This is a genomic window from Rubrivirga sp. S365 (genome assembly GCF_032248475.1).
GTDB lineage: Bacteria > Bacteroidota > Rhodothermia > Rhodothermales > Rubricoccaceae > Rubrivirga > Rubrivirga litoralis.
On sequence record NZ_JAVTTN010000001.1, the window covers coordinates 1,559,793 to 1,582,043 of the forward strand.

The 22,251-nt window shown below is 73.4% G+C and carries 19 protein-coding genes; 11 read left to right on the top strand and 8 right to left on the bottom strand.

Annotated features, from left to right (window positions below; genetic code table 11):
• Positions 1-193: 193 nt before the first annotated feature.
• The 7 genes from RQM47_RS06815 to RQM47_RS06845 all read right to left on the bottom strand — a co-directional run bounded on the left by RQM47_RS06815 (position 194) and on the right by RQM47_RS06845 (position 8,080).
• Positions 194-1,084: an NAD-dependent epimerase/dehydratase family protein gene (locus RQM47_RS06815; protein WP_314008077.1), complete on the bottom strand. Its 891-nt coding sequence runs from the start codon at positions 1,082-1,084 to the stop codon at positions 194-196.
• Between the two features lie 68 nt (positions 1,085-1,152).
• A complete protein-coding gene (locus tag RQM47_RS06820; RefSeq protein WP_314008079.1) occupies positions 1,153-3,492 on the bottom strand; it encodes a DNA polymerase domain-containing protein in 2,340 nt (779 codons plus the stop codon).
• The gene (locus RQM47_RS06825) at positions 3,492-4,589 is read right to left on the bottom strand and encodes an energy transducer TonB (RefSeq protein WP_314008082.1); all 1,098 of its coding nucleotides are present in this window, start codon (positions 4,587-4,589) and stop codon (positions 3,492-3,494) included. Before RQM47_RS06825 ends, RQM47_RS06820 begins: the two co-directional genes overlap by 1 nt.
• A 7-nt stretch (positions 4,590-4,596) precedes the next feature.
• Positions 4,597-5,391: an energy transducer TonB gene (locus RQM47_RS06830; protein ID WP_314008085.1), complete on the bottom strand. Its 795-nt coding sequence runs from the start codon at positions 5,389-5,391 to the stop codon at positions 4,597-4,599.
• Positions 5,392-5,549: 158 nt separating this feature from the next.
• Positions 5,550-6,545: a DUF5715 family protein gene (locus RQM47_RS06835; protein ID WP_314008087.1), complete on the bottom strand. Its 996-nt coding sequence runs from the start codon at positions 6,543-6,545 to the stop codon at positions 5,550-5,552.
• Between the two features lie 87 nt (positions 6,546-6,632).
• Entirely contained in the window at positions 6,633-7,478 is an 846-nt protein-coding gene (locus tag RQM47_RS06840) for a DUF5715 family protein (protein ID WP_311665901.1), read from the bottom strand.
• Positions 7,478-8,080 (bottom strand): superoxide dismutase family protein, encoded by a 603-nt coding sequence (locus tag RQM47_RS06845; protein ID WP_314008089.1) that lies wholly within the window; start codon positions 8,078-8,080, stop codon positions 7,478-7,480. The genes RQM47_RS06840 and RQM47_RS06845 overlap by 1 nt, the downstream gene beginning before the upstream one ends.
• A 62-nt stretch (positions 8,081-8,142) precedes the next feature.
• Here RQM47_RS06845 and RQM47_RS06850 point away from each other — a divergent pair, with 62 nt between their 5' ends.
• Complete coding sequence (locus RQM47_RS06850) at positions 8,143-8,775, top strand: ABC transporter ATP-binding protein (protein WP_311665904.1); 633 nt, start codon at positions 8,143-8,145, stop codon at positions 8,773-8,775.
• Positions 8,776-8,848: 73 nt separating this feature from the next.
• Here RQM47_RS06850 and RQM47_RS06855 read toward each other — a convergent pair whose 3' ends face one another.
• Positions 8,849-9,358 (bottom strand): acetyl-CoA carboxylase biotin carboxyl carrier protein subunit, encoded by a 510-nt coding sequence (locus RQM47_RS06855; RefSeq protein ID WP_314008091.1) that lies wholly within the window; start codon positions 9,356-9,358, stop codon positions 8,849-8,851.
• A gap of 200 nt (positions 9,359-9,558) precedes the next feature.
• Here RQM47_RS06855 and aat point away from each other — a divergent pair, with 200 nt between their 5' ends.
• From aat to rpoB, 10 genes are all read left to right on the top strand, one after another.
• On the top strand, positions 9,559-10,185 hold the full coding sequence (aat, locus tag RQM47_RS06860; RefSeq protein ID WP_314008093.1) for a leucyl/phenylalanyl-tRNA--protein transferase: 627 nt from the start codon (positions 9,559-9,561) through the stop codon (positions 10,183-10,185).
• 50 nt (positions 10,186-10,235) lie between these two features.
• Positions 10,236-11,252 (top strand): N-acetylmuramoyl-L-alanine amidase-like domain-containing protein, encoded by a 1,017-nt coding sequence (locus tag RQM47_RS06865; protein ID WP_311663937.1) that lies wholly within the window; start codon positions 10,236-10,238, stop codon positions 11,250-11,252.
• Between the two features lie 172 nt (positions 11,253-11,424).
• The gene (gene pfkA / locus RQM47_RS06870; protein WP_311663939.1) at positions 11,425-12,414 is read left to right on the top strand and encodes a 6-phosphofructokinase; all 990 of its coding nucleotides are present in this window, start codon (positions 11,425-11,427) and stop codon (positions 12,412-12,414) included.
• Between the two features lie 621 nt (positions 12,415-13,035).
• Complete coding sequence (locus RQM47_RS06875) at positions 13,036-14,169, top strand: sensor histidine kinase (RefSeq protein ID WP_314008096.1); 1,134 nt, start codon at positions 13,036-13,038, stop codon at positions 14,167-14,169.
• Positions 14,170-14,221: 52 nt separating this feature from the next.
• Positions 14,222-15,331, top strand: a complete 1,110-nt coding sequence (locus tag RQM47_RS06880; protein ID WP_314008099.1) for a PAS domain S-box protein — start codon at positions 14,222-14,224, stop codon at positions 15,329-15,331.
• A 312-nt stretch (positions 15,332-15,643) separates the two neighbouring features.
• Positions 15,644-16,081 (top strand): 50S ribosomal protein L11, encoded by a 438-nt coding sequence (rplK, locus tag RQM47_RS06885; protein WP_311663950.1) that lies wholly within the window; start codon positions 15,644-15,646, stop codon positions 16,079-16,081.
• A gap of 126 nt (positions 16,082-16,207) precedes the next feature.
• Positions 16,208-16,927: a 50S ribosomal protein L1 gene (rplA, locus tag RQM47_RS06890; protein WP_311663952.1), complete on the top strand. Its 720-nt coding sequence runs from the start codon at positions 16,208-16,210 to the stop codon at positions 16,925-16,927.
• Between the two features lie 19 nt (positions 16,928-16,946).
• Positions 16,947-17,480 (top strand): 50S ribosomal protein L10, encoded by a 534-nt coding sequence (gene rplJ, locus RQM47_RS06895; RefSeq protein WP_311663954.1) that lies wholly within the window; start codon positions 16,947-16,949, stop codon positions 17,478-17,480.
• 135 nt (positions 17,481-17,615) lie between these two features.
• Complete coding sequence (rplL, locus tag RQM47_RS06900) at positions 17,616-17,993, top strand: 50S ribosomal protein L7/L12 (RefSeq protein ID WP_311663956.1); 378 nt, start codon at positions 17,616-17,618, stop codon at positions 17,991-17,993.
• 374 nt (positions 17,994-18,367) lie between these two features.
• Entirely contained in the window at positions 18,368-22,243 is a 3,876-nt protein-coding gene (gene rpoB / locus RQM47_RS06905) for a DNA-directed RNA polymerase subunit beta (protein ID WP_311663958.1), read from the top strand.
• Positions 22,244-22,251 lie beyond the last annotated feature (8 nt).

The window sequence follows — 22,251 nt, forward strand, 5'->3', positions numbered from 1 at the left end:
TCTACTGAACGCCTGGCGCTTCGATCCCGGTACGTGCACCTCGCCGCTGGTACCAAGCGGAAGTCGGAGGGGCGGGGTGGGTGCGAGTAAGCAAACGACCACCAGCGCCCAACTCCAACCACCCCGCCCCCAGCCGCAAACGCTCGTGCGGGCGGGGTGCTCGACCTCCGCCCCGCCCGCTGACCGGCCGCCGCTACACGTGCCGCGCCCACCACGCGATCGTCCGCGGCCCGTAGGCGTGGTCGCCGGGCGGGGCGGCCGCCGCGATGGCCACGAGCGCCCGGGCCACGTCGACGGCCGGCGTCGGCCGGAGCCGCCGGAGCGGGCCGACGAGGGCGGGGCGGAGCGCGCCGAGCACGGCCTCGGCCGCGCGCTCGCCCGGGCGGACCTCGTCGCGGTCGCCCGTGAGCAGCGACGGGCGGACCACCTGGACCGCCTCGAAGCCAGCGTCGCGGAACGCCTCCTCGGCCTCTCCCTTCGTGCGGTTGTAGAAGATCCGGGAGTCGGCGTCGGCGCCGAGCGCGCTCACGAGCAGGCCCTGCGCCGCCCCGCCCGCGCGCGCGAGGCGGGCGGCCTCGGCCGGGATCTCCAGGTCGACGCGCCGGAACGCCTCCTTCGACCCGGCCTGCTTTTTGGTCGTGCCGAGGCAGCAGAACAGGTCGTCGCACCGGAACAGGTCGGCGGAATCGGCCAGCCGGTCGAAGTCGACCACGTGGTCCTCGTGGCGGTGCGACGCCGGCTCCATCGGCCGCCGGCCGAGCGTGACGACGCGGCCCCACCGCCCGTCGCGGGCGAGGAGCCGGAGCACGTGCCCCCCGACGAGGCCGGTGCCTCCGAGGAGCACGGCGGAGCGGACGGGCGGGGCGGCGGAGCGGTCGGGTGCGTTCTCGGGCATGGGCGGGGTGGGGGAGGCAAAGCGGGGCGGCCCAGGCGGACCGCCCCCGCACAGGACGTTACGGCACCGGCGCCGCCCCGTGCCCGCCCCGCCCACGGCGCCCGCCCCGCCCACGGCGCCCGCCCCGCCCACGGCGCCCGCCCCGCCCACGGCGCCCGCCCCGCCCACGGCGCGGGCGGGGTGGCGCACCTTCGCTGCCCGCTGCCCGCTGCCCGCTGCCCGCTGCCCGCTGCCCGCTGCCCGCTGCCCGCTGCCCGCTAGAACGGCACGTCGTCCTCGACCTCCTCCGGGTCCCGCTCGCGGACGACCAGACGCACGGCGGACGGGTCGAACCCGAACAGGTCCTCCTCGGAGAACACGAGGCGGAACTGGGCCGGCGTCTCGAAAAACGGCTCGAACCGCCCCGCCAGCTGGTCCAGCCGGTCGAGGTAGAACGCCGTGCTCTCGTCGGGCGCCGCCGGGCTCCAGTCGCGGGCGGGGCGGGCGGCCTCGAACACGCGCCCGCCGCCCTCGCCGAGGTAGTACGAGACGCGGTCGCCCACGCGCGGGGCGCGGCCGGTGCGCGCGGCCTCGCGGGCGGCCACCTCGTAGGCCGCCGATCGCGTCCGCTCTCCGGCGGCGACGGCCTGCTCGTAGTCGGCGAGCGACGTCTTGAGCGTTTCGGTCCGCTGGAAGCTCTCGACGCCCTGCCAGTCGTGGGCCTCGATGCGGCGCCGGTGCTCCAGGTACAGGTCGTGGAGCCCCTGCACGTCCTCCTCCAGGAGCAGGCGGATCGCCTCGCGCACGAACGCCCGCCCAAACCGCTCCGACGACCGGCTCACCAGGCTCGACCCCTTGAACTTGAGGTGGCCGTCGTAGTCCAGGAGCGCGTAGTTCTTCTTCTTGTACGACAGCATCCGCTGGAACCGCCCGTCGAACCCGATGCGGATGCCGTCCGGCATCTGCTCGCTCAAGCGCTCGACGAACTGGCGCTCGGCGGCCTCGCCGACGACGCTGTCGGGCGGCACGAACAGGACGCCGTCGGTGTCGACCTCGACCACACGCGCGCCGGCCGCGCGCGCGAGCCGCATGATCTGGCGGAGCAGGTCCTGCCCCGTCGCCGCGACGCGGTCGGCCTCGGCAAAGTCGTTGAAGAGGGCGTAGCCGAAGCCCATGTTTCCGTAGAACGAATTGATAACGATCTTGTACGCACTCTGTCGCGCGTCCAGCTCGCCCCGCTCGTGCGCGTCGTCGGCCTCGCGCATGGCGTCCTTCGTCTCGAACCGGAGGCCGGTCAGCCGGCGCAGGAGGCGTGGGAACAGGCCGAGCGCGTCGCCCTTGGGCTGGACGTCGTAGGTCAGCATGATCGACGGGTACAGGCTCTCGACGTCCGCGTAGACGACGGGGCCGACGACGCCGGTCACGAACACGTCGGTGTAGCCGCCGACGACCTGGGAGCCGAAGTCGGCGCGCGGGAGGCTGTGGCGGGCGTGGAGATAGCCGCGCACGAAGAGGGCCTCGACCTTGGCCGCCGGGCCGGTCCGCGCCGCCTGCCCGTACGGCATGGGCACCATCTGCGTGAGGTAGAACGTGCTCCCCGAGAGGAAGCGCGCGAGCCGCTCGGTCTCGGTCGCGTCGTCGATCGCGTACTCCATGAGCCGGTGCGGGTCGGTGTCCCAGACGTGCGCGATCTGGTCGCCGGGGACGTAGGTCCGCCCCTCGGGCGCGAACCCGAAGTAGCGCGCGGCCCCCTTCAGCGTGTAGTTCGGGAGATCGCGCTTGAACACGTCGAACGCCATCACCTGGTGCAGCGTGTCGATCACGTGGCGCCCGGCGATCTCGACGGCGTCGAACTCGACCTGCCGCTCGGCGAACCGCATCGACGTGGGATACGAGCGGGGCGGGCTCCCGTCGCGGCCCAGGTCCACGGGGACCCCGTGGCGCCGGCACCGCTCGAACAGGTACGGGAAGTCGAACGATTGGATGTTGTGGCCCTCGATGACGTCGGGGTCCCGCTCCTTGACCAGGTCCAGCGTCTCGCGCAGCACCTCCTCCTCGGTCATCTCCGGCGAGCCGACGAGGCGGCTCCACCCGGTCGAGTCGCTGAGGGCGACCAGGATGATCCGGTGCTCGGGGACCCCCGCCTGGGGGAAGCCTTTCGGGCTGTAGACCTCGATGTCGAGCTGGAGGCGGACGAGGTCGTCGAACGCCATGCCCTTGAACAGCGTCCGCCCGGTCTGCATGAGGTACTGCTGCTCCGGCGAGCCCGGCAGGTACACCTCGTCCGGCCGCGCCTTCGCCGTCTCCGTCGCCCGCTCGACGTGGCGGAGCGCGTCGAAGTAGGCGCCGCGGTCGGAGAAGGCGACGACGTGCCGGAAAAAACCCCGCCCCGCCAGCTCCTGGAACTGGAAGCGGTCGCGCGGGAAGCCGCGCAGGAGGTCGGCGTCGGAGAGGAAAAAGAACGGGTGGACGCGGACGTCCTCGGTCGTCACCTCCGTCGGCGAGCGGCGGCGGTAGAGCCGCATCGTGGCCGGGCCGACCGGGTGGAGCGCGACGATCCGCTCGGCCGGGTCGTGGCCGTAGAGGAGGGCGTCGTCGTCGGGCGGGGCGGCGTCCATCAGCGGCCGCCGTCCGCCCCGCCCCGCCCGTCGTCGAGCGAGAACTCGAACGGGAACGTGATCGGCGTCCGGGCGGGGCGGCCGCCGGAGACGGCCGGCGTGAACAGTGTGGCGCGGACGGCGTCGAGCACGACGGCCGAGAGGCGCGGGTCCGGCGAGCTCACGACCTCGGCCTCCTCGACCGCCCCGCCCGCGCCGACCACGAAGCGGACGACGACCGCCCCCTCGACGCCGTCGGCGCGGACGTCGTCGGGGTAGGGGAGGCGGCCCTGGACGGCGGCCACCTCGTCGAGCAGCCTCGCCCCGTTGTCCGGCGGTGCGTACGGCGGGGCGGGGACGTCCGCGAGCGCTGACGCCATCATGTCCACGATACGGGGGACGAGCGCGTTCGTGGTGCCGAGCGCCGTGGCGCGGCCGGCGTACCGGGCGGCGTCGGACTCCATGTAGTCCACGAGCGCGCGCGCGTCGTCGTCGCTCAGGCCGGCCAGGCTGAGCCGCGCGCCGCGCGTCATCATGTCGGCCTGGAGGTCGCGCATGGAGGCCGACTGCATCTGGGACCGGTACATCTCCCGGAAGGCGTCCGCCCCGCCCATCGGCTCCAGGACCTCAGCCGGCAGGGCGCCGATGACCGCGTCGATCATCCGCTCCTGGACGTCGGGCGGCTGCGTCGCGTCGAGCAGGGCGGCGGCGTAGCGCGCCGAGAGGGCCGAGTCGGCGAGCGGGCGGTCGCCAGGGTCCTTGATGAGCGCCTGGATCTCGTCGAACGAGAGGGAGTCGGCCAGGAGCGTCGACGCGCGCTGGGCACGCTGGAAGAGCGGGCTCTCGGTGAACGCGACGGCGTCGGCGAGGAGGGCGGGGCGGAGGTCGGCGTAAAAGGCGGCTCGGACCGAGTCGAGCGTAGTCTCGGACGTGACGAGGTCGGTCATGTCTCCGACCGGGTTGGGGGCGCCGGCGAGCACCCCGCGCGACGCCTCGGCGGACGCGACCGATAGGGCGAGGTAGCGCTCGACGAGCGCCGAGTCGGCGGCCGTGGGCGGGGCGGTCTGCGCGAGCGCCGGGGCGGCCGCGAGCAACAGGGCGAGGGCAGGGAGGCGCATGGGCGGGTCAGTTGGAGCGGCGGGCCGGGAGCGACCGGGCCTGGGGGTGCAGCCGGAACCGGATGGGGACAGAAAATCGGACCGGCGTGGGCTCTCCACCCACCGCGCCCGGGACGAACAGCGACGTGCGGACGGCCTGCAGCGCCGCCTCGTTCAGGCGCCGGTCTGGCGTCTGGACCACGACGGGGTCCACGACGACGCCCATCTCGTCGACGACGAACTCGACGACGACCGTGCCCTCGACGCCCGCGCGCCACGCGCTCTCCGGGTACTCGACGCGTCGTTGCAGGCTCTCCAGCCCCCCGATCAGCTGCGGCTTGACGGACGGGCGCCCGTCCGCCGCCCCGCCCTCGGCCACCGCCCCGCCCTCCGGTTCGACGGGCTCCGGCGCCTGGAGCTTGAACGTGATCGGCACCGTGAGCCACACCCGCGCGGCCGCCCCGCCCTGGCGCCCCGGCACGAACGGCGAGGCGCGGACGGCCGTCAGCGCGGCCTCTGAGAGCCGGTCGTCCGGCGACCGGAGCACGACGGCGTCCACGGCTCGGCCCTCCTCGTCGACAATGGCCTCGACGAACACCTGGCCCTCGACCCCGTCCTGCCGAGCCGCCTCCGGGTACACGATCCGCCCGTAGAGCGCCTTGATCCCGCCGACGGGGCGCGGCATCTCGTCGGCCACGCGGAGCGCCTCCACCGCGGCGGCGGAGTCCGCGGGCGGGGTGGGAGCTGCGGGCGGGGCGGCGTCCGTCTGCGCCGCGGCCAGGGGGGGGAGGAGGAGGGCGGCGAGGGCGAGACGGAGGCGCATCGTCGGAGCGAAGTCGTTAGAGGAGCGGGGAGGAGGAAGGGTAGGCACAGCGCCGCCCCGCCCGGGCGTCCGCGAGCGGAGCGGCCCTCGCCGGTTGCACCGTCCGCGCCGCGTGCTCGACACTCAGAACACGCAGCCCCGCCCCGCCCGCGCGTCCGTCAGAGGTTGTCCGGGATCTCCTGCACGCCCCGCGCCGGGAGGCGGCCCATCGGGTCCACGCCGTCCGCCCCGCCCTCGACGAGCGGGCGCGCGACGGTCGTGTGGAAGACCGGCTGGCGCCGCTCGCGGACCGTGATGAGGACGCCGTCGTCTTCGAGGTCGATGAGCGCCCGGCCCAGCGCCGCCGTCAGCCGCGAGGGGTAGTCGGCGGCGAGCCGGTCGAGGGCCGCCCGCTGCTCCTCGGCGACGCCCGCGCGGACCGACTCGCGCAGGAACCCGGGCACGCGCGGGTCGACGCGCGGCGGCGGCGGGAGCGCGTCGGGCGCCGGGCTGTACCGCGTCGGGTTGTAGGTGATGTCGTAGGTCGTCGCGTACTCGTGGCTCGAGTGGCCGGCGGCGGCGTTCACGTTCCGCCCGCGGAGCGCGGCCTGATCGGCCGACGTCCGCCAACCGGACGAGACGGAAAACCGGAACGGCGGGAGCCCCGCTTCGGCGAGCCGGCCGCGGAAGCGCACAGCGATGCTGTCGAGCGAGGCCACCGCGCTCGGCGTGAGGTACGGGACCGACGACCGGGCGGGGAGGACGGTGTAGAGCCGGTTCGTCTGGACGCGCACGAGCCCCAGCGCGCCGACCAGGCTGTCGACCTCGGCCCGCGTCGCCGGCGGCTCGACGCCGAGCGCCTCGGCCGTCTCGACGTGGCGGGCGTTCCGCGAGCGCCGCAGCAGCGCGATCTCGTCGTCGGTGAGCAGCGGGACGCGCTCGAAGGCGGCGACGGCCGCGGCGGCGACCGAGTCCTGCGCCGCGTACGTGGCCGCGACGCCCTGCTGCGCGCGGCGCGCAAACCACCCCGCCCCCACGACGGCCGCGGTCAGGGCTACAAAGGCGACGAGCCGCACCGGCCGCGTCCGCGTGCGCCGCCCCTCGCGGACGAATGGGGGCGGGGCGGGCTCGTCCGGGTCGTCGAGGGCGGGGCGGGGGAGGTCCGGGGTGAGCACGGGCGGGGCGGGAGCCGAGGGCGCGTACGTACGCCTCTCCGCGCGCCGAGATCGCCCCGCCCCGCCCGCGCACCGGGCGGGGTGGCGCTACGGTTCGTCGATCGTGAGGTGGAACACGGGCTGCTCATTTTCGAGGAGCACCAGCAGGCGCCCCTCGCGCTGCATTTCGCCGAGCACGCGCGTGAGCGCGCCGAACAGGCGGTCGTCGTACGTTCCTGCGAGGTCGTGCGCCCACCGCGACGCGAGCCGCTGGGCGCGCTCGCGCTCGGGGTCGCCCGCGGCGAGGGCCAGCGTGTCGGCGGCCGAGGGCTGGAGCGCGAACCGCGTGTAGACGACGTCGGCGCTCGCCCCGTACTCGTGGCTCGACGTCCCGCTCGTCGCGTTCCGGTTCGTCTGCCCGAGCGCCTCCTGCAAGTCCGCCGTGCGCAGCGCGGACGAGACCGTAAAGCGGTAGCGGGGCAGCCCGTGCGCCGCCAGCCGCGCCTGGAACCGCCGGCCAAGCTCGGCCAGCCGCTCGCGGAGGGCGGGGCGGACGAACGGCTTCGAGTGCTCGAGAATCCGGACCACGTAGAACTCGTTGTCGACGAGCGGGACCAGCCGCCCCGCCCGCAGGTGCCCGGCGAGGTCGGCCTCGCTGCGGAGCGGGGGCACGCCCAGCGAGTCGGCCGCGGCGAGGTGCGCGCGGTACGACGGCGTCCGCGGCCGGCGGAGCGCGCTCTCCTCGTCCGACGTCGTCTCGCGGAGCGTCTCGAACCGCCCGCGCAGCCGCTGGACCGACGCTTCGAGCGAGTCGAGCGCCGGTGCTTCGTTGGCCGCCACCCCGCCGGCGGGCGGGCGGGGCGGGGCGGGCTCCGGCGCCGCGGCCGCGCGCGCGAGCCACCCCAGCCCGAGGCCGGCGGCGAGCGCGAGGGCGGTGAGGAGGGCCGGCCGCATTACTGGGGGACGAGCACGCCGCACCCGACGACCGCCCCGCCCGTGCCGTCCGAGACGGCGTCGTCGCGCTCAGCGCGGACCACGACGGCCCGCCCGACCGGCGAGCCCGTGCCGTCCAGGTTCAGCGCCGGGTCGATCCGGTCGTAGCGGCCCCGCCCGCGGTCGCCGCGCACGTTGCCCAGGTCGCCCGCGTGGCGGTCGCCCGGCAGCGCGTACGGCCCGCCGTGGCGGCCCGCCTCGGCGCCCAGGTGCACGTCCGGGTCGGCGCCGCAGTCGCGGCCGCGCAGGATCTGGAAGGCGTGGAAGTCGCTCTGGGAGAGCCCCCGCAGGTCGGCCTGGACGCGGACGCCGCCCTCAGTCTGGCGGAGCTGGACCGTTCCATCGACCCGCCCCGCCCCGACCGGCTCCACGCGCGCCGTCGCCACGCCGACGCCGCTTACCTCGACCGTGTCGGGGGCCAGGCCGGGCGCGAGCGCCGCCGGGCGGGGCGGGGGAGAGGTCGCGGAGGGCGGGGCGGCCGGCTCGGCGCACGCGGCGAGGAGCAGGAGCGCGGACACGCCGGCCCGAGCGGCGGCCCGGCCCGGTGGTGGACGTGTGAGCATGGAAAGCCAACGACCGAGCCAGACGGCGTGTTCTGCGGGGCTAGCTTCTCGGGCTTCCGCCCATGCCCGTGCCCGCCCTCCTCGTCGCCGACCGCCTCTCGATGCGCTTCGGGCGCCGCCGGCTGTTCGACGACCTCTCGGTCGAGGTCGCCCCGGGCGCCCCGCTCGCCGTCGTCGGCGCCAACGGGTCGGGCAAGTCGACGCTGCTCCGCGTCTTCGCCGGCCTCACGGCGCCGACGGGCGGGGCGGTCCGCCTCGACGTGGATGGGGCGGTGGTCCGGCCCGAGGACGTGCCGCGGACGGTCGGCTTCGTGGCCCCGGCGCTCCAGCTCTACGAGCCGCTCACGGCGCGCGAGAACTTGGGCTTTCTGGCCTCGGCCCGGCGCCTCGCGGACGCCGAGCGGCGGATCGAGGCCGTGCTCGACCGCGTCGGCCTGGGGCCGCGCGCCGACGACGCGGTCGGCGCCTTCTCGACCGGGATGCGCCAGCGGCTCCGGCTTGCCACGGCGCTCCTCCACGACCCGCCGGTCCTGCTCCTCGACGAGCCCGGGGCCACGCTCGACGCGGCGGGGCGGGCGCTCACCGAGTCCGTCGTCGGCGACCCGGGCCGCGTCGTCGTCGTCGCCACGAACGACCCGGCCGAGGCGGCGCTCTGCCCGCGCCGCGTGGCCCTGGGCGGGGCGGCGCGGCCCTGACCACCCCGCCCGCGTGGTGCGGGACGGGCTCGCCGGCATCTACCCCGCCCAGGAGCGCCACGGCGCGGCGCGCCTACGGGTCGACCTCCACCAGCAGGTCGTTTTTGGCGACCGCGTCGCCGGCGGCGGCGTGGACGGCGGCGACGGTGCCGGCGGCCGGGGCCGTCAGCTCGTTCTCCATCTTCATGGCTTCGAGCACGACGAGCCCCTGGCCCTCCTCGACGGCGTCGCCCGGGGCGGCCAGCACGCGGAGCACGAGGCCGGGCATCGGCGCGCGCACCTCGCGCTCGGCCGCGGCGTCGCCGGTGTCGAGCCCGAACCGCTCCAGGAGCCGGTCGGTCTCGGTCTGGACCTCGACCTCGACGGGCGTGCCGTCGACCCAGACGCGCGTCCCCTGCTCGTCGCGCTCGACGGTCGCCACGCGCGGGCGGCCGTCCACGACGACGAGGGCCGTCTCGACGCCCTGGGCGGGGTGGCGGAGCGGCGCGCGGCGGACGTCGGCGGGCGCGCCGTCGACGGTCACGGCGCCGTCGGCGCGGTCGAGGTCGAGCGACTGGTCGCCGGTGCGGAGGGTGAGGGACATGGAGGCGTGGGGCGGGGCGGGAAGGTAGAGCAGGTAGAGCAGGTAGAGCAGGTAGAGCAGGTAGAGCAGGTAGAGCAGGTAGAGCAGGGGGCGGGGCGGATTCGAAAAGTTCCGCGGCGCTCCCGCCCCGCCCTGTTGCGTGAGAGGGGCGGGGCGGGCACCTTGCTCTCTCCGCTCTCTCCGCTCTCTCCGCTCTCTCCGTGCTCACGCCCGACCTCCTCGTCGCCGCCTACCGTGCCGGCGCGTTCCCGATGGCCGACCCCGACGACGGCGACCGCGTCGGGTGGTACGCGCCGGACCCGCGCGCCGTGCTCCCGCTCGACGCGTTCCACGTGCCGAAGACGCTCGCGCGGACCGTCCGGGCGGGGCGGTTCCGAGTCACGACCGACACGGCGTTCGAGGCCGTCGTCCGCGCGTGCGCCGCGCCGGCGCCGGGCCGCGAGGAGACGTGGATCTCGGGCGAGATCGTCGCCGCCTACACGGCGCTCCACGAGCACGGGCTCGCCCACAGCGTCGAGTGCTGGACCGACGGGCCGGAGGGGGCGCGGTTCGCGGGCGGCCTCTACGGCGTGGCCCTGGGCGGGGCGTTCTTTGGCGAGAGCATGGTCTCGCGCGAGCGCGACGCTTCGAAGGTGGCGCTCGTGTGGCTCGTGCGGCGGCTCCGGGCCGGCGGGTTCGTGCTCCTCGACACGCAGATGTCGACGCCGCACCTCGCGCGGTTCGGGGTCGTCGAGATTCCGCGCGCCGAGTACGAGCGGCGCCTCGACACGGCCCTCGCCGTCCGCGCCGACTGGCACGCGCTCGACGCCGCGGGCGGGGCGGGGTAACACGGCGGCCCGCCGCGCGTTCTCACGCCGCCCCGCCCCCGCGCCCGTCCATGCCGACCTCGCCGCCCGTCCGCCTCGCCCTCGTCTTCAGCCTGACCGCGCTCGCCGCGTGCGGCTCCCGCCTGGACGAGGCGCCCCCCGCCCCGCCCGCCGAGGCGGTGGCGGCCGAGGTCGTGCCCACTGCGGCGCCCGCCCCGCCCTCTGCGGCCGCCCCGCTCGCCCCGCCCGCCGAGGCGGCGCCCCTGGCCGCGGTGGACTCGGTCGAGGCGCCGGACCCCGAGACGGCCGCCGCGTTCCGCCAGATCCTCGCCGACGCCCAGGCGCAGGACGTCGCCGCGCGCCCGTTCGGCGAGGTCGTGCAGTGGGTGGGCGAGCAGCTGATCGGGCGGCCCTACGTGGCCGGCATGCTCGACGCCCCGCCCGAGGAGACGCTCGTGGTCGACCTGCGGGCGTTCGACTGCGTGCTCTACGTCGAGAACACGCTGGCGCTGGCCCGCGCCGTCGCGCTCGGCCAGGACGACTACGCCGACTACGCCCGTCACGTCGAGGCCATGCGCTACCGCGAGGGCCAGATGGACGGGTACTGCTCGCGGCTCCACTACTTCTCGGACTGGATCGACGAGAACGAGCGGGGCGGGCGCGTCCAGAACGTGACGGCGGCCGTCGGCGGCGAGCCGTTCGACAAGGAGGTCACGTTCATGACCCAGAACCGCGACGCCTACCCGAAGCTGGTCTCGGACGAGACGTTCGCGTGCGTGGCCGACATGGAGGCCGGGCTCCGCGGCGTCGAGCTGTTCTACGTCCCCCAGGACCGGATCGCCGAGGCGTACCCGCTCCTCCAGGCCGGCGACGTGATCGCGACGGCCACGTCGATCGGCGGGCTCGACGTGACGCACACGGGCTTCGTGCACCAGACGCCCGAGCACACCGGGTTCATGCACGCCTCGCTCTCGTCCGACCGCGTCAAGATCTCGGACGACCTCGCCCGGTACGTCCAGGGCATCCCCAGCCAGATCGGCGTCGTCGTCGCGCGCCCCGTCGACCCGCGCCCGACGGCGGGCTCGTAAGGGGCGGGGCGGCTTCGGGCCGACGAGGAAACCGCCCCGCCCCAGGACACGGCGGGCGGGGTGGCGGCCGCTCGCTCCGCCTTTTTTCCGTTTCCTCGTCCCTCGTTCCCCCCGCCTCCGGCCCGCCGCGCGCCGCGCGTGCGACCTTCCGAGGCCACCCCGCCCCCCGACCATGACGTCCCACGAACTCACCCGCATCGGGGTCTTTACCTCCGGCGGCGACGCCCCCGGCATGAACGCGTGCATCCGCGCCGCCGTGCGCCGGGCCGTGGCCGAGGGGCTGGGCGTCGTCGGCATCCGGCGCGGCTACGCCGGGATGATCGAGGGGGACTTTGTCGAGATGGACCGCCAGTCGGTCTCGAACATCTTGCAGCAGGGCGGCACGATCCTCAAGAGCGCGCGGAGCGACGAGTTTCGGACGCCCGAGGGCCGCGCGAAGGCGGCCGCGAACCTGAGGGCCGAGGGCATCGACGCGCTCGTCGCCATCGGCGGCGACGGGACGCTCCAGGCGTCGACCCACCTCGCTACGGAGCACGACGTGGTCGTCGTGGGCTGCCCCGGCACGATCGACAACGACCTGTTCGGGACCGACGAGACGATCGGGTTCGACACGGCGCTCAACACGGCGCTCGACTCGATCGACAAGATCCGCGACACGGCCGACGCCCACGACCGCCTGTTCCTCGTCGAGGTCATGGGCCGCGACACCGGCTTCATCGCGCTCGCGTGCGGGATCGGGGGCGGGGCGGAGCTGGTCCTGATCCCCGAGATGCTGACCGACGTGGGCGCCATCAAGGAGCGGATCCTGTCGCTCATGGCCGCGCAGAGCCGCTCGTCCATCGTGGTCGTCGCCGAGGGCGACGAACTGGGCGGGGCGCACATGATCCGCGAGGCGCTCTCTGAAGATCCGGCGTTCGACCAGATCGACACGCGCGTGTCGGTGCTCGGCCACATCCAGCGCGGCGGCTCGCCGACGGCCCGCGACCGCGTCCTCGCCTCGCGGCTGGGCGCCGGCGCCGTCGAGGCGCTCCTCGAAGGCCATGCTGGCGTCATGGTGGGCGTCGTCAACGGCGACCTCAAGCTGACGCCGATGCGGAACACGTGGAGCCGGAAAAAGACGATCGACTACGACCTCGTTCAACTCTCGGCGCTGCTGAGCTGAGGGATGGGGGATGGGGGATGGGGGATGGGGGATGGGGCGCGCGGGCGGGGTGGTGCCCGTTTTGTTCCGCCCCGCCCCGTGGGGCCAGCGAGCAAGGGGGCGGGGCGGTCAGCGTGGAGGTGGACCCGAGGCGGCGGCAGTCCCCCTCCTGGTCAAGAGGGGATAGGGGTGGTTGTCGGGCGGGCGGGGCGGTATGCCCGCACGCGGACACCACGCGTGGTGTCCCTACGAACCCGGGCCGTCGTGCCCGCCCCGCCCGTCCTGCCCTGCCTACGGGCGACCGCCGGTCGCCCTTACGGTTGCCCGACGGCACCGCGCTACGGCGGCCGCCCCGCCCGTACCGTGGGCGGGGCGGTGATCTTCGCTGCCCGCTGCCCGCTGCCCGCTGCCCGCTGCCCGCTGCCCGCTGCCCGCTGCCCGCTGCCCGCTGCCCGCTGCCCGCTGCCCGCTGCCCGCTGCCCGCTGCCCGCTGCCCGCTGCCGCCGCTCGGCAAAGCACGGAGGCGCGGGCGGGGGGGGCTCGCACGACGGACCGCGTCTGACACGGAGACCCCTACCCCGGGCTCCGGCCCCGCCCCGCACGGCGGCGGGTAGTTTTTCCACCCCGCGACTCCGCCCTACGTTGACCGACGCCCGCCCCGCCCCGCCCGACGACGGCGGCCGCCCCGACGACGGGAGCGCCGGTCCTCACCCGGAGGGGGACCCGGCGGCCGAGCCTGGGACCGAGGGCGGGGAGCGGCTCGCGCTCGCGCTCCAGGCCGGCCGCATGGGGACGTGGCACGTCGACGTGGCGACCGATCGGGCGATGGTCGACGCCCAGGAGGCCGAGTTGCTCGGGCTCGCGCCCGGAACGCGGGCCATCGCCGTCGCCGACTTTTTCGCCTGCATCCACCCCGACGACCGCGCCCAGGTCACCGAGGCCCTCGCGCGGTCCAGGGACCGCGACCAGGACTACCAGGCCGAGTTCCGGGTGGTCCGCCCCGACGGGAGCGTCCGGTGGCTGAGCGCGGCCGGCCGGACGCTCCGCGACGCCGACGGACGGCCCGCGACGGTCGTCGGGATCAACGCCGACGTCACCGAGCGAAAGCGGGCCGAGGCCGAGCTCCGCCGGGTCTCGGCGCGGCTCGTCCAGGCCGGCGAGGACGAGCGGCGGCGGATCGCCCGCGACCTCCACGACGAGCTGGGCGGCCTGCTCACGTCGCTCCAGATGAGCCTCCGCATGAACCCGGCCCGGCTCCCCGAGGCCCGCGCCGAGCTGGCCGAGTCCGAGGCACTCGTCAAGGCGATGGCCCGGCGCGTGCGCGAGCTCTCGCTCGACCTCCGGCCGAGCCTGCTCGACGACCTCGGGCTCGGCCCCGCGCTCGACCAGCTGACGGCCCGGTTCGCGCGGCGGACCGGCGTCGCCGTGGACCTCCGGTGCGAGGTCGAGTCCGGCGAGCGGTTCGCGCCCGAGGTCGAGACGACGGCGTACCGGATCGTCCAGGAGGCGCTCACGAACGTGGCCCGCCACGCCGGGGCGGACCGAGCGCAGGTTCTCTGCCACCGCGAGCCGAGCGGGCTCGTGGTCCACGTCGTCGACGAGGGCCGCGGGTTCGAGGAGGGTGCGGGCGGGGCGGCGCCTTCGACCGGGCTCTCGGCCATGCGCGAGCGGGCGGCGCTCGTGGGCGGGACGTGCGAGGTGGTCTCGGACCCCGGGGCCGGCACGCGCGTGACCGTCGAGGTCCCGGCGGGCGGGGCGGACCGGGCGGTCCCCTGACGCGCCGCCCCGCTCGACCACCCCGCCCCGCCCGCTCCTGCCCCCGACTCCGGTGTCTCCCGACGTCTCCCTCGACCCTTCTGCTCTCGACGCCCCCGCGTTCCGCGCGCTCTCGGCGGCCGTCGAGCAGGCGGCCGAGGCCATCATGGTGACCGACGCCCGGGCGGACCTGCCCGGCCCCGAGATCCTCTACGTCAACCGCGCCCACGGCCGGACGTTCGGGTACGGCCGGGACGAGGTCATCGGCCAGACCCCGCGCATGTTCCAGGGGCCAAAGACCGACCGCGGCGTGCTCGACCGGATCCGCCGGCGGATTGAGGCCGGCGAGCCCGCCCAGGTCGAGGCCGTGAACTACCGGAAGGACGGGTCGGAGTTCGTGCTCCAGTGGGAGATCGCCCCGGTCCGCGACGAGGGCGGGGTGGTCACGCACTGGGTCGGCACGCAGCGCGACGTGACCGAGCAGCGGCGGCTGGAGGACGAGGTGCTCACGGCCTCGGCCCGCGAGCAGGAGCGGATGGCCCGCGAGCTCCACGACGGGCTCGGGCAGGTCCTCACCGGGGCGGCCATGCAGCTCCAGGTGCTCGAAACGCTCATCGGGCGGGGCGACCTCGACGCGGCCGCGCTCGCGGCGCGGGCGGGGCGGGCGCACGAGCTGGTGGCCGGCGCTCACGAGCAGGCCCGGGCAATCGCGCGCGGGCTGTCCCCGCTGGCCATCGAGCCCGACGGCCTCGACGCCGCGCTGGCCCGGTTCGCCGCCGACGCCGAGGCCGCGCTCGGGGTCGACTGCACGGTGGAGGCCGAGGTGCACGTGGTCCTCGGGTCGGCCGAGGAGGCGGGCCACCTCTACCGGATCGTCCAGGAGGCGGTGACGAACGCGGTCCGCCACGGCCGGGCGGGGCGGGTCGCCGTCGGGCTCGCCGACGCGGGCGGCGGGGCCGTCGCGCTCACGGTCCGCGACGACGGGGCCGGGATCGCCGACGAGGCGCTCGAAGGCGGGGGCGGACTCGGGCTGCGGACGATGGCGTACCGGGCGCGCCGGGTCGGGGGCGCCCTCGACGTCCGGCGCCTGGAGGGGGGCGGGACCGCCGTCCGCGTCCGGTTCTCGCCGCGACGTCCGGGCGGGGCGGCCGGCGACGGCGCGGCCGGCGCGTCTCCGGTATAACGGGTCGGGGCGTTAGAGCGCGTGCGATCCCGTCGCGCCCTGATCGCTCCACCCCGCCGGCGGTCGGCAGGCGGAGGGCGGGGCAGCGAACCCCAGCACGACCACCCCGCCCGCAATACGTGAGGGCGGGGTGGCCGCACCTCCGCTGTCCGCTGCAATGAAACCGGGGCGAAGCCTCCCGAGCGGCCCCTTACGCCCCGCCCCGCCCCGTACTTTCTACGTTCGCCGCAGCCGCCGAAGGAGCGGGGCGGTGCCACCACTTTTGCGGGAGCCGAGCCGCCCAGGGCGCCGGCGTTTGCACCGCCCCCAGCTATGGCAAAGAAAGTAGACGGCTACATCAAGCTGCAGATCAAGGCCGGGCAGGCCAGCCCCGCCCCGCCAATCGGCCCCGCGCTCGGCCAGAAGGGCGTCAACATCATGGAGTTCTGCAAGGCGTTCAACGCCGCCACGCAGGACAAGATGGGCCTCGTGATCCCGGTCGTCATCACGGTCTTCGGCGATAAGAGCTTCACGTTCGTCACGAAGAGCCCGCCGGCCGCTGTCCTGCTCAAGCAGGCCGCCAAGGTCCAGAAGGGGGCGGGCGACCCGCTCCGCGAGAAGGTCGGCAAGGTCTCCTGGGACCAGTGCCGCGACATCGCTGAGCAGAAGCTCGAGGACCTCAACGCGACCGACCTCGACAACGCCGCCCGCATGATCGCGGGGACGGCCCGGTCGATGGGCCTCACCGTCACCGGCGCGCCCGTCGCTTAGGGTTTGAGGGTCTGTGGGTTCGGAGTTCAGGGTTTCACCCCTGAACCCTGGACCGTTCGACCCTGAACCATTTCACCCCGCGGGAGCCGGGCATCCGGCGTCTGCACCGCACAACCCACACGCATCATGGCAAGAGGCAAGCGTTACCGCCAGGCGGCCGAGCTCGTCGCCGCGGCGACCGAGGAGGCCGGCGGCCCGCTCCCGCTGGAGCAGGCGGCAAAGCTGGTCAAGGAGACCGGCCGCGCCAAGTTCGAGGAGTCCGTCGACATCGACATTCGATTGGGCGTCGACCCCAAGCACGCCGACCAGATGGTCCGCGGCTCGGTCGCCCTCCCGCACGGGACCGGCAAGTCGGTCCGCGTGCTCGTCCTCACGAACGAGGGCAAGCAGGCCGAGGCCGAGGCCGCCGGCGCTGACATGGTCGGGCTCGACGAGTACGTCGACAAGATCCAGAACGAGGGGTTCACCGACTTCGACGTCCTCATCGCGTCGCCCGACGTGATGCCGCAGGTCGGCCGGCTCGGGCGCGTGCTCGGCCCGCGCGGGCTCATGCCGAACCCGAAGTCGGGGACCGTCACCAACGACCTCACCGAGGCCGTCGAGGCCGTCAAGGCGGGGCGGATCGATTTCCGCGTCGACAAGACCGGCATCGTCCACACGTCGATCGGGAAGTCCACCTTCACCGAAGACCAGATCCGCGAGAACGCCGACGCCTTCCTGAAGGAGATCGTCCGGCTCCGCCCGGCGGCCGCCAAGGGCGGCTACGTCCGCAGCGTGACGCTCTCGACGACCATGGGACCGGCCGTCCCCGTCGACCGCGGCGCCGCCGTCGTCTCCACCCGCTAACCCGAGACCCCGACACACCATGCCGCTCACCAAGCAGCAGAAGCAGGAGGCGCTCGGTGCCATCGCCGACCAGTTCGAGGGCGCCAACACCGTCTACCTCACCGACTACCAGGGCCTCTCCGTTGAGCAGGTCACGGACCTCCGCCGCGCCTTCCGCGAGGCCGACGTCCAGTACAAGGTCCTCAAGAACACGCTGCTCCGGCGCGTGATGGAGGAGCGGGGTGGGTTCGACGAGCTCTACGACGAGCTCCACGGACCGACCGCCGTCGCCTTCACGAACGACCCCGCCGGGCCGGCGAAGGTCATCAAGAAGTTCCTGGACGACAACGACCTCGAGATCCCCCGCTTCAAGGGGGCCTACATCGACGGGTCGGTCTACGGCAACGACCAGCTCGACGTGCTCGCGAAGCTCAAGAGCCGCGACGAGCTTCTCGCCGACATCCTGGGCCTCCTCATGGCCCCGATCACGAACGTCGCGTCGGCCCTCGGCGCGCAGGGCTCCGGCCTGGCGAGCGTGATCCAGCAGATCGCAGAGAAAGGGGAAGAGGGATAGGGGAGGAGGTGAGGGGGCACGTTCCCCCTCGCTGACCACCCCGCCCCGCCCCGCCCATTCCCTTAATCAGCGGCGCAGCAGCCCGGTCTGACTCGCGGACCGCCGCCGAGACCGCCGCAGGAACACCCCAAAAACATGGCAGACGTCAACACCATCGCCGAGAGCCTCGTCAACCTCACCATCAAGGAGGCCAACGAGCTTCTGACGGTCCTCAAGGACGAGTACGGCATCGAGCCCGCCGCCGCCGCCGCCGTCATGGCCGGCCCGGCCGGGGGCGACGGCGCCGCCGCCGCCGAGGAGCAGTCGGAGTTCGACGTGATCCTCTCCGGCATCGGCGGCAACAAGATCGCCGTCATCAAGGAGGTCCGCGGCATCACTGGCCTCGGCCTCAAGGAGGCCAAGGAGCTCGTCGACAACGCGCCGTCCCCCATCAAGGAGGGCGTCTCGAAGGACGAGGCCGACGAGGTCAAGGGCAAGCTCGAGGGCGCCGGCGCCGAAGTCGAGCTCAAGTAGTCCGGCCACCCCGCCCCCGTCTCCCCGCGTCCGCGGGCGGGGCGGGGTGGTCCCGCCGTCCGCCCGCTCTCCCCGGCCCAGCCGTGCGGAGGGCGGGCGGTCGCGGCATAGGCGCATGCGTTCTTCGCAGGCGTCTCCGCACGGGTCGCGGCGTCACGCCGTTGATCTCTGTCGCGCCGGGCGGGGTGGTCCGAGTCCGCCCCGCCCGTCGGCCGGAACCCCGGGTTCCAGCCCGAGTCCTAGCCCGCCCCGCCCGCACACATCGTGCCGGACCAGGCGGCCGCCCCGCCCGGGCGCATACGGGCGCCGCCCCCAGAGCCTCGGATCTCTGCGCGGGCCTCTCGCACGAACGGTCACCAAACCCAGGGTACGCCTTGAGCAAAAGCAACGGCACCACCGTCCAGAACACGCCGGCGCCCAGCGGCGAGTCCACGCGCCAGTCGTTCGCCGACATCGCGCCGGTCCTCGACTTCCCGGACTTCCTCGAGATCCAGCTGAAGAGCTACCACGAGTTCCTCCAGGCGGAGCTCGTCCCCGAGGAGCGGGACGGCAACCGCGGGCTCGAGTCGGTCTTCCAGGAGCACTTCCCGATTTCGGACACGCGCGAGCGCTACACGCTCGAGTACCTCCACTTTACGCTCGAAGCGCCCAAGCACTCGATCGAGGAGTGCCTGGCCCAGGGGCTGACGTACGCGCTCCCGCTCAAGGCCAAGCTCCGGCTCTCGGCCAAGGAGGACGAGGACGAGGACGAGCCCGAAGAGGCCGTCCAGCAGGACGTCTACCTCGGCACGCTCCCGGTCATGACCGACAAGGGGACGTTCGTGGTCAACGGCGCCGAGCGCGTCATCGTCAGCCAGCTCCACCGCTCGCCGGGCGTCTTCTTCTCGCAGTCGGTCCACCCCAACGGGACGGACCTCTACAGCGCCCGCGTCATCCCCTTCCGGGGATCGTGGATCGAGGTGTCGACCGACGTCGCGAACGTGATGTGGGCCTACATCGACCGCAAAAAGAAGCTGCCGGTCACGACGCTCCTCCGCGCGCTCGGGTACTCGTCCGACGCCGAGATCGTCTCGCTCTTCGACCTGGCCGACCAGGAGGAGATCACGAACAAGCGCGACTTCAAGAAGCTCACCGGCCGCACGCTCGCCGCCTCGGTCACGGTCGAGATCAAGCACGAGACGATCGACGAGGACACGGGCGAGGTCCTCGACGAGACCGTTGAGCGCGAGGTGATCCTCCCCGCCGAGCACGTGCTCGAAGAGGACGACTACGGCACGCTCAAGGAGGCGAACGTCCCGTCGGTCATCCTCCGCCGCGAGGCGTCCGAGGACGACGATGACCAGGGGCTCGACATGTCGACGCTCCTCAACACGCTGAAGAAGGACCCGACGCACTCGTCGAACGAGGCGCTGATCTACCTCTACGAGCAGCTCCGCGGGTCCGAACCGCCGGACGTCTCGGCCGCCGAAGCGCTCCTCGACCGGCTCTTCTTCTCCGACAAGCGCTACGACCTGGGCGACGTCGGCCGCTACCGCATGAACAAGCGGCTCGGGCTGGACGGCGAGAACACGTCGGTCACGCTGTCCAAGGAGGACGTCGTCGCCATCATCACCGAGCTCGTCAAGCTCCAGAACGGCAAGAGCACGGTCGACGACATCGACCACCTCGGCAACCGCCGCGTGCGGACGGTCGGCGAGCAGCTCGGCCAGCAGTTCTCGCTCGGCCTCGCGCGCATGGCCCGCACCATCAAGGAGCGGATGAACCAGCGCGACGCCGACAAGTTTACCCCGCAGGACCTGGTCAACGCGCGGACAGTGTCGTCCGTGATCAACACGTTCTTCGGGACGAACCAGCTCTCGCAGTTCATGGACCAGACCAACCCGCTCGCGGAGCTGACGCACAAGCGTCGGATGTCCGCGCTCGGGCCGGGCGGTCTGACGCGCGAGCGGGCCGGGTTCGAGGTCCGCGACGTCCACTACACGCACTACGGTCGGCTCTGCCCGATCGAGACGCCGGAGGGGCCGAACATCGGCCTCATCTCGTCGCTCTGCACGCACGGCGTCGTCAACCAGTTCGGGTTTATCGAGACGCCGTACCGGAAGGTCAAGAACGGCAAGGTCACGAAGGAGATCGAGTACCTCTCGGCCGAGGACGAGGACCGCTACGTGATCGCCCAGGCCAACGCCCCGCTCAACGACGACGGGACGTACGCCAACGATCAGATCCGCGCCCGCATCTCGGGCGACGTGCCCCTCGTGGCGCCGGACGAGATCGACTACATGGACGTGGCGCCGAACCAGATCATCTCGCCGGCCGCCTCGCTCATCCCGTTCCTTGAGCACGACGACGCCAACCGCGCGCTCATGGGCTCGAACATGCAGCGGCAGGCCGTCCCGCTCCTCCGCCCCGAGTCGCCCTACGTGGGCACGGGGCTCGAGGGCCGGATCGCCCGCGACAGCCGCGCCGTCCTCGTCGCCGAGGGCGCCGGGACGGTCGAGTACGTCGACGCCACGCAGATCACGGTCCGCTACGACGAGACTCCCGAGGACGCCGACGCAGCGTTCGAGGAGCCCGTCCGCACGTACCACCTCGTCAAGTTCCGCCGGACGAACCAGGACACGTCGGTCACGCAGAAGCCGCTCGTCAACGCCGGCATGCGCGTCGACAAGGGCGACCTCCTCGCCGACGGCGCCTCGACGGACAAGGGTGAGCTCGCGCTGGGCAAGAACGTGCTCGTCGCGTTCATGCCGTGGAAGGGCTACAACTTCGAGGACGCCATCGTCATCTCGGAGCGCGTGGTGTCCGAGGACGTGTTCACGTCGGTCCACATCGAGGAGTTCGAGCACCAGGTCCGCGACACCAAGCGCGGCGAAGAGGAGCTCACGCGCGAGATCCCGAACGTCTCCGAGGAGGCGACCAAGGACCTCGACGAGCGCGGCATCGTCCGCATCGGGGCCGAGGTGGGGCCGGGCGACATCATCGTCGGCAAGATCACGCCGAAGGGCGAGACCGACCCGACGCCCGAGGAGAAGCTGCTCCGGGCCATCTTCGGCGACAAGGCCGGCGACGTCAAGGACGCCAGCCTCAAGGCCAAGCCGGGCATGAACGGCGTTGTGATCGACACGATGCTCTTTAGCCGCCGCAAGACCGACGCCATCACCAAGAAGGCGGAGGAAAAGCGGCTCGAGGAGATCGAGAAGCAGCTGGGCCGCGAGATCGACTCGCTCCAGTCGTCGTTCTTCGAGCGGTTCTACGCCCTCATCGGCGGCCTGAAGGCGGGCGGGGCGGTCGAGCTCCGCGACGGGACCGTCGTGGTCTCGGAAGGCGCCAAGCTGACCAAGAAGGCGTTCTCGGCGATCGAGCCGGCTGATCTGAAGATCCGCCAGGCGTTCACCCAGGACGACGAGACGAACCGGCAGGCGTGGAAGCTGCTCGCTAACTACCAGCGGCGCCACCAGGAGATCACCGGGGCCGCTGAGCAGGAGACGTACCGGATCCAGATGGGCGACGAGCTCCCGCCGGGGATCGTGTCGCTCGCCAAGGTCTACATCGCCAAAAAGCGCAAGCTCCAGGTCGGTGACAAGATGGCCGGCCGCCACGGCAACAAGGGCGTCGTCGCCCGGATCGTCCCGCAGGAGGACATGCCGTTCCTCGAGGACGGCACGCCGGTCGACATCTGCCTCAACCCGCTCGGCGTCCCGTCGCGCATGAACCTGGGCCAGATCTTCGAGACCCTCCTCGGGTGGGCCGGCGAGAAGCTCGACGAGACCTACGCGACGCCGGCGTTCGACGGCGCCTCGATGGACGACATCGCCTCGAAGCTCCGTGAGGCCGGGCTCCCCGAAGACGGCCGGACTCAGCTCTACGACGGCCAGTCGGGCGAGCCGTTCGACCAGCCGACGACGGTCGGGCAGATCTACATGCTCAAGCTGTCGCACCTCGTCGACGACAAGATCCACGCCCGCTCGATTGGGCCGTACAGCCTCATCACGCAGCAGCCGCTCGGCGGCAAGGCCCAATTTGGCGGCCAGCGGTTCGGCGAGATGGAGGTGTGGGCGCTCTACGCCTACGGCGCCTCAAACGTGCTCCGCGAGCTCCTGACGGTCAAGTCCGACGACGTTCAGGGCCGCTCGAAGGCCTACGAGGCGATCGTCAAGGGCGACAACATCCCCGAACCCAACGTGCCCGAGTCGTTCAACGTCCTGCTCCGCGAGATGCAGGGCCTCGGCCTCGAAGTCAAGATCGATTAGGGGGCTAG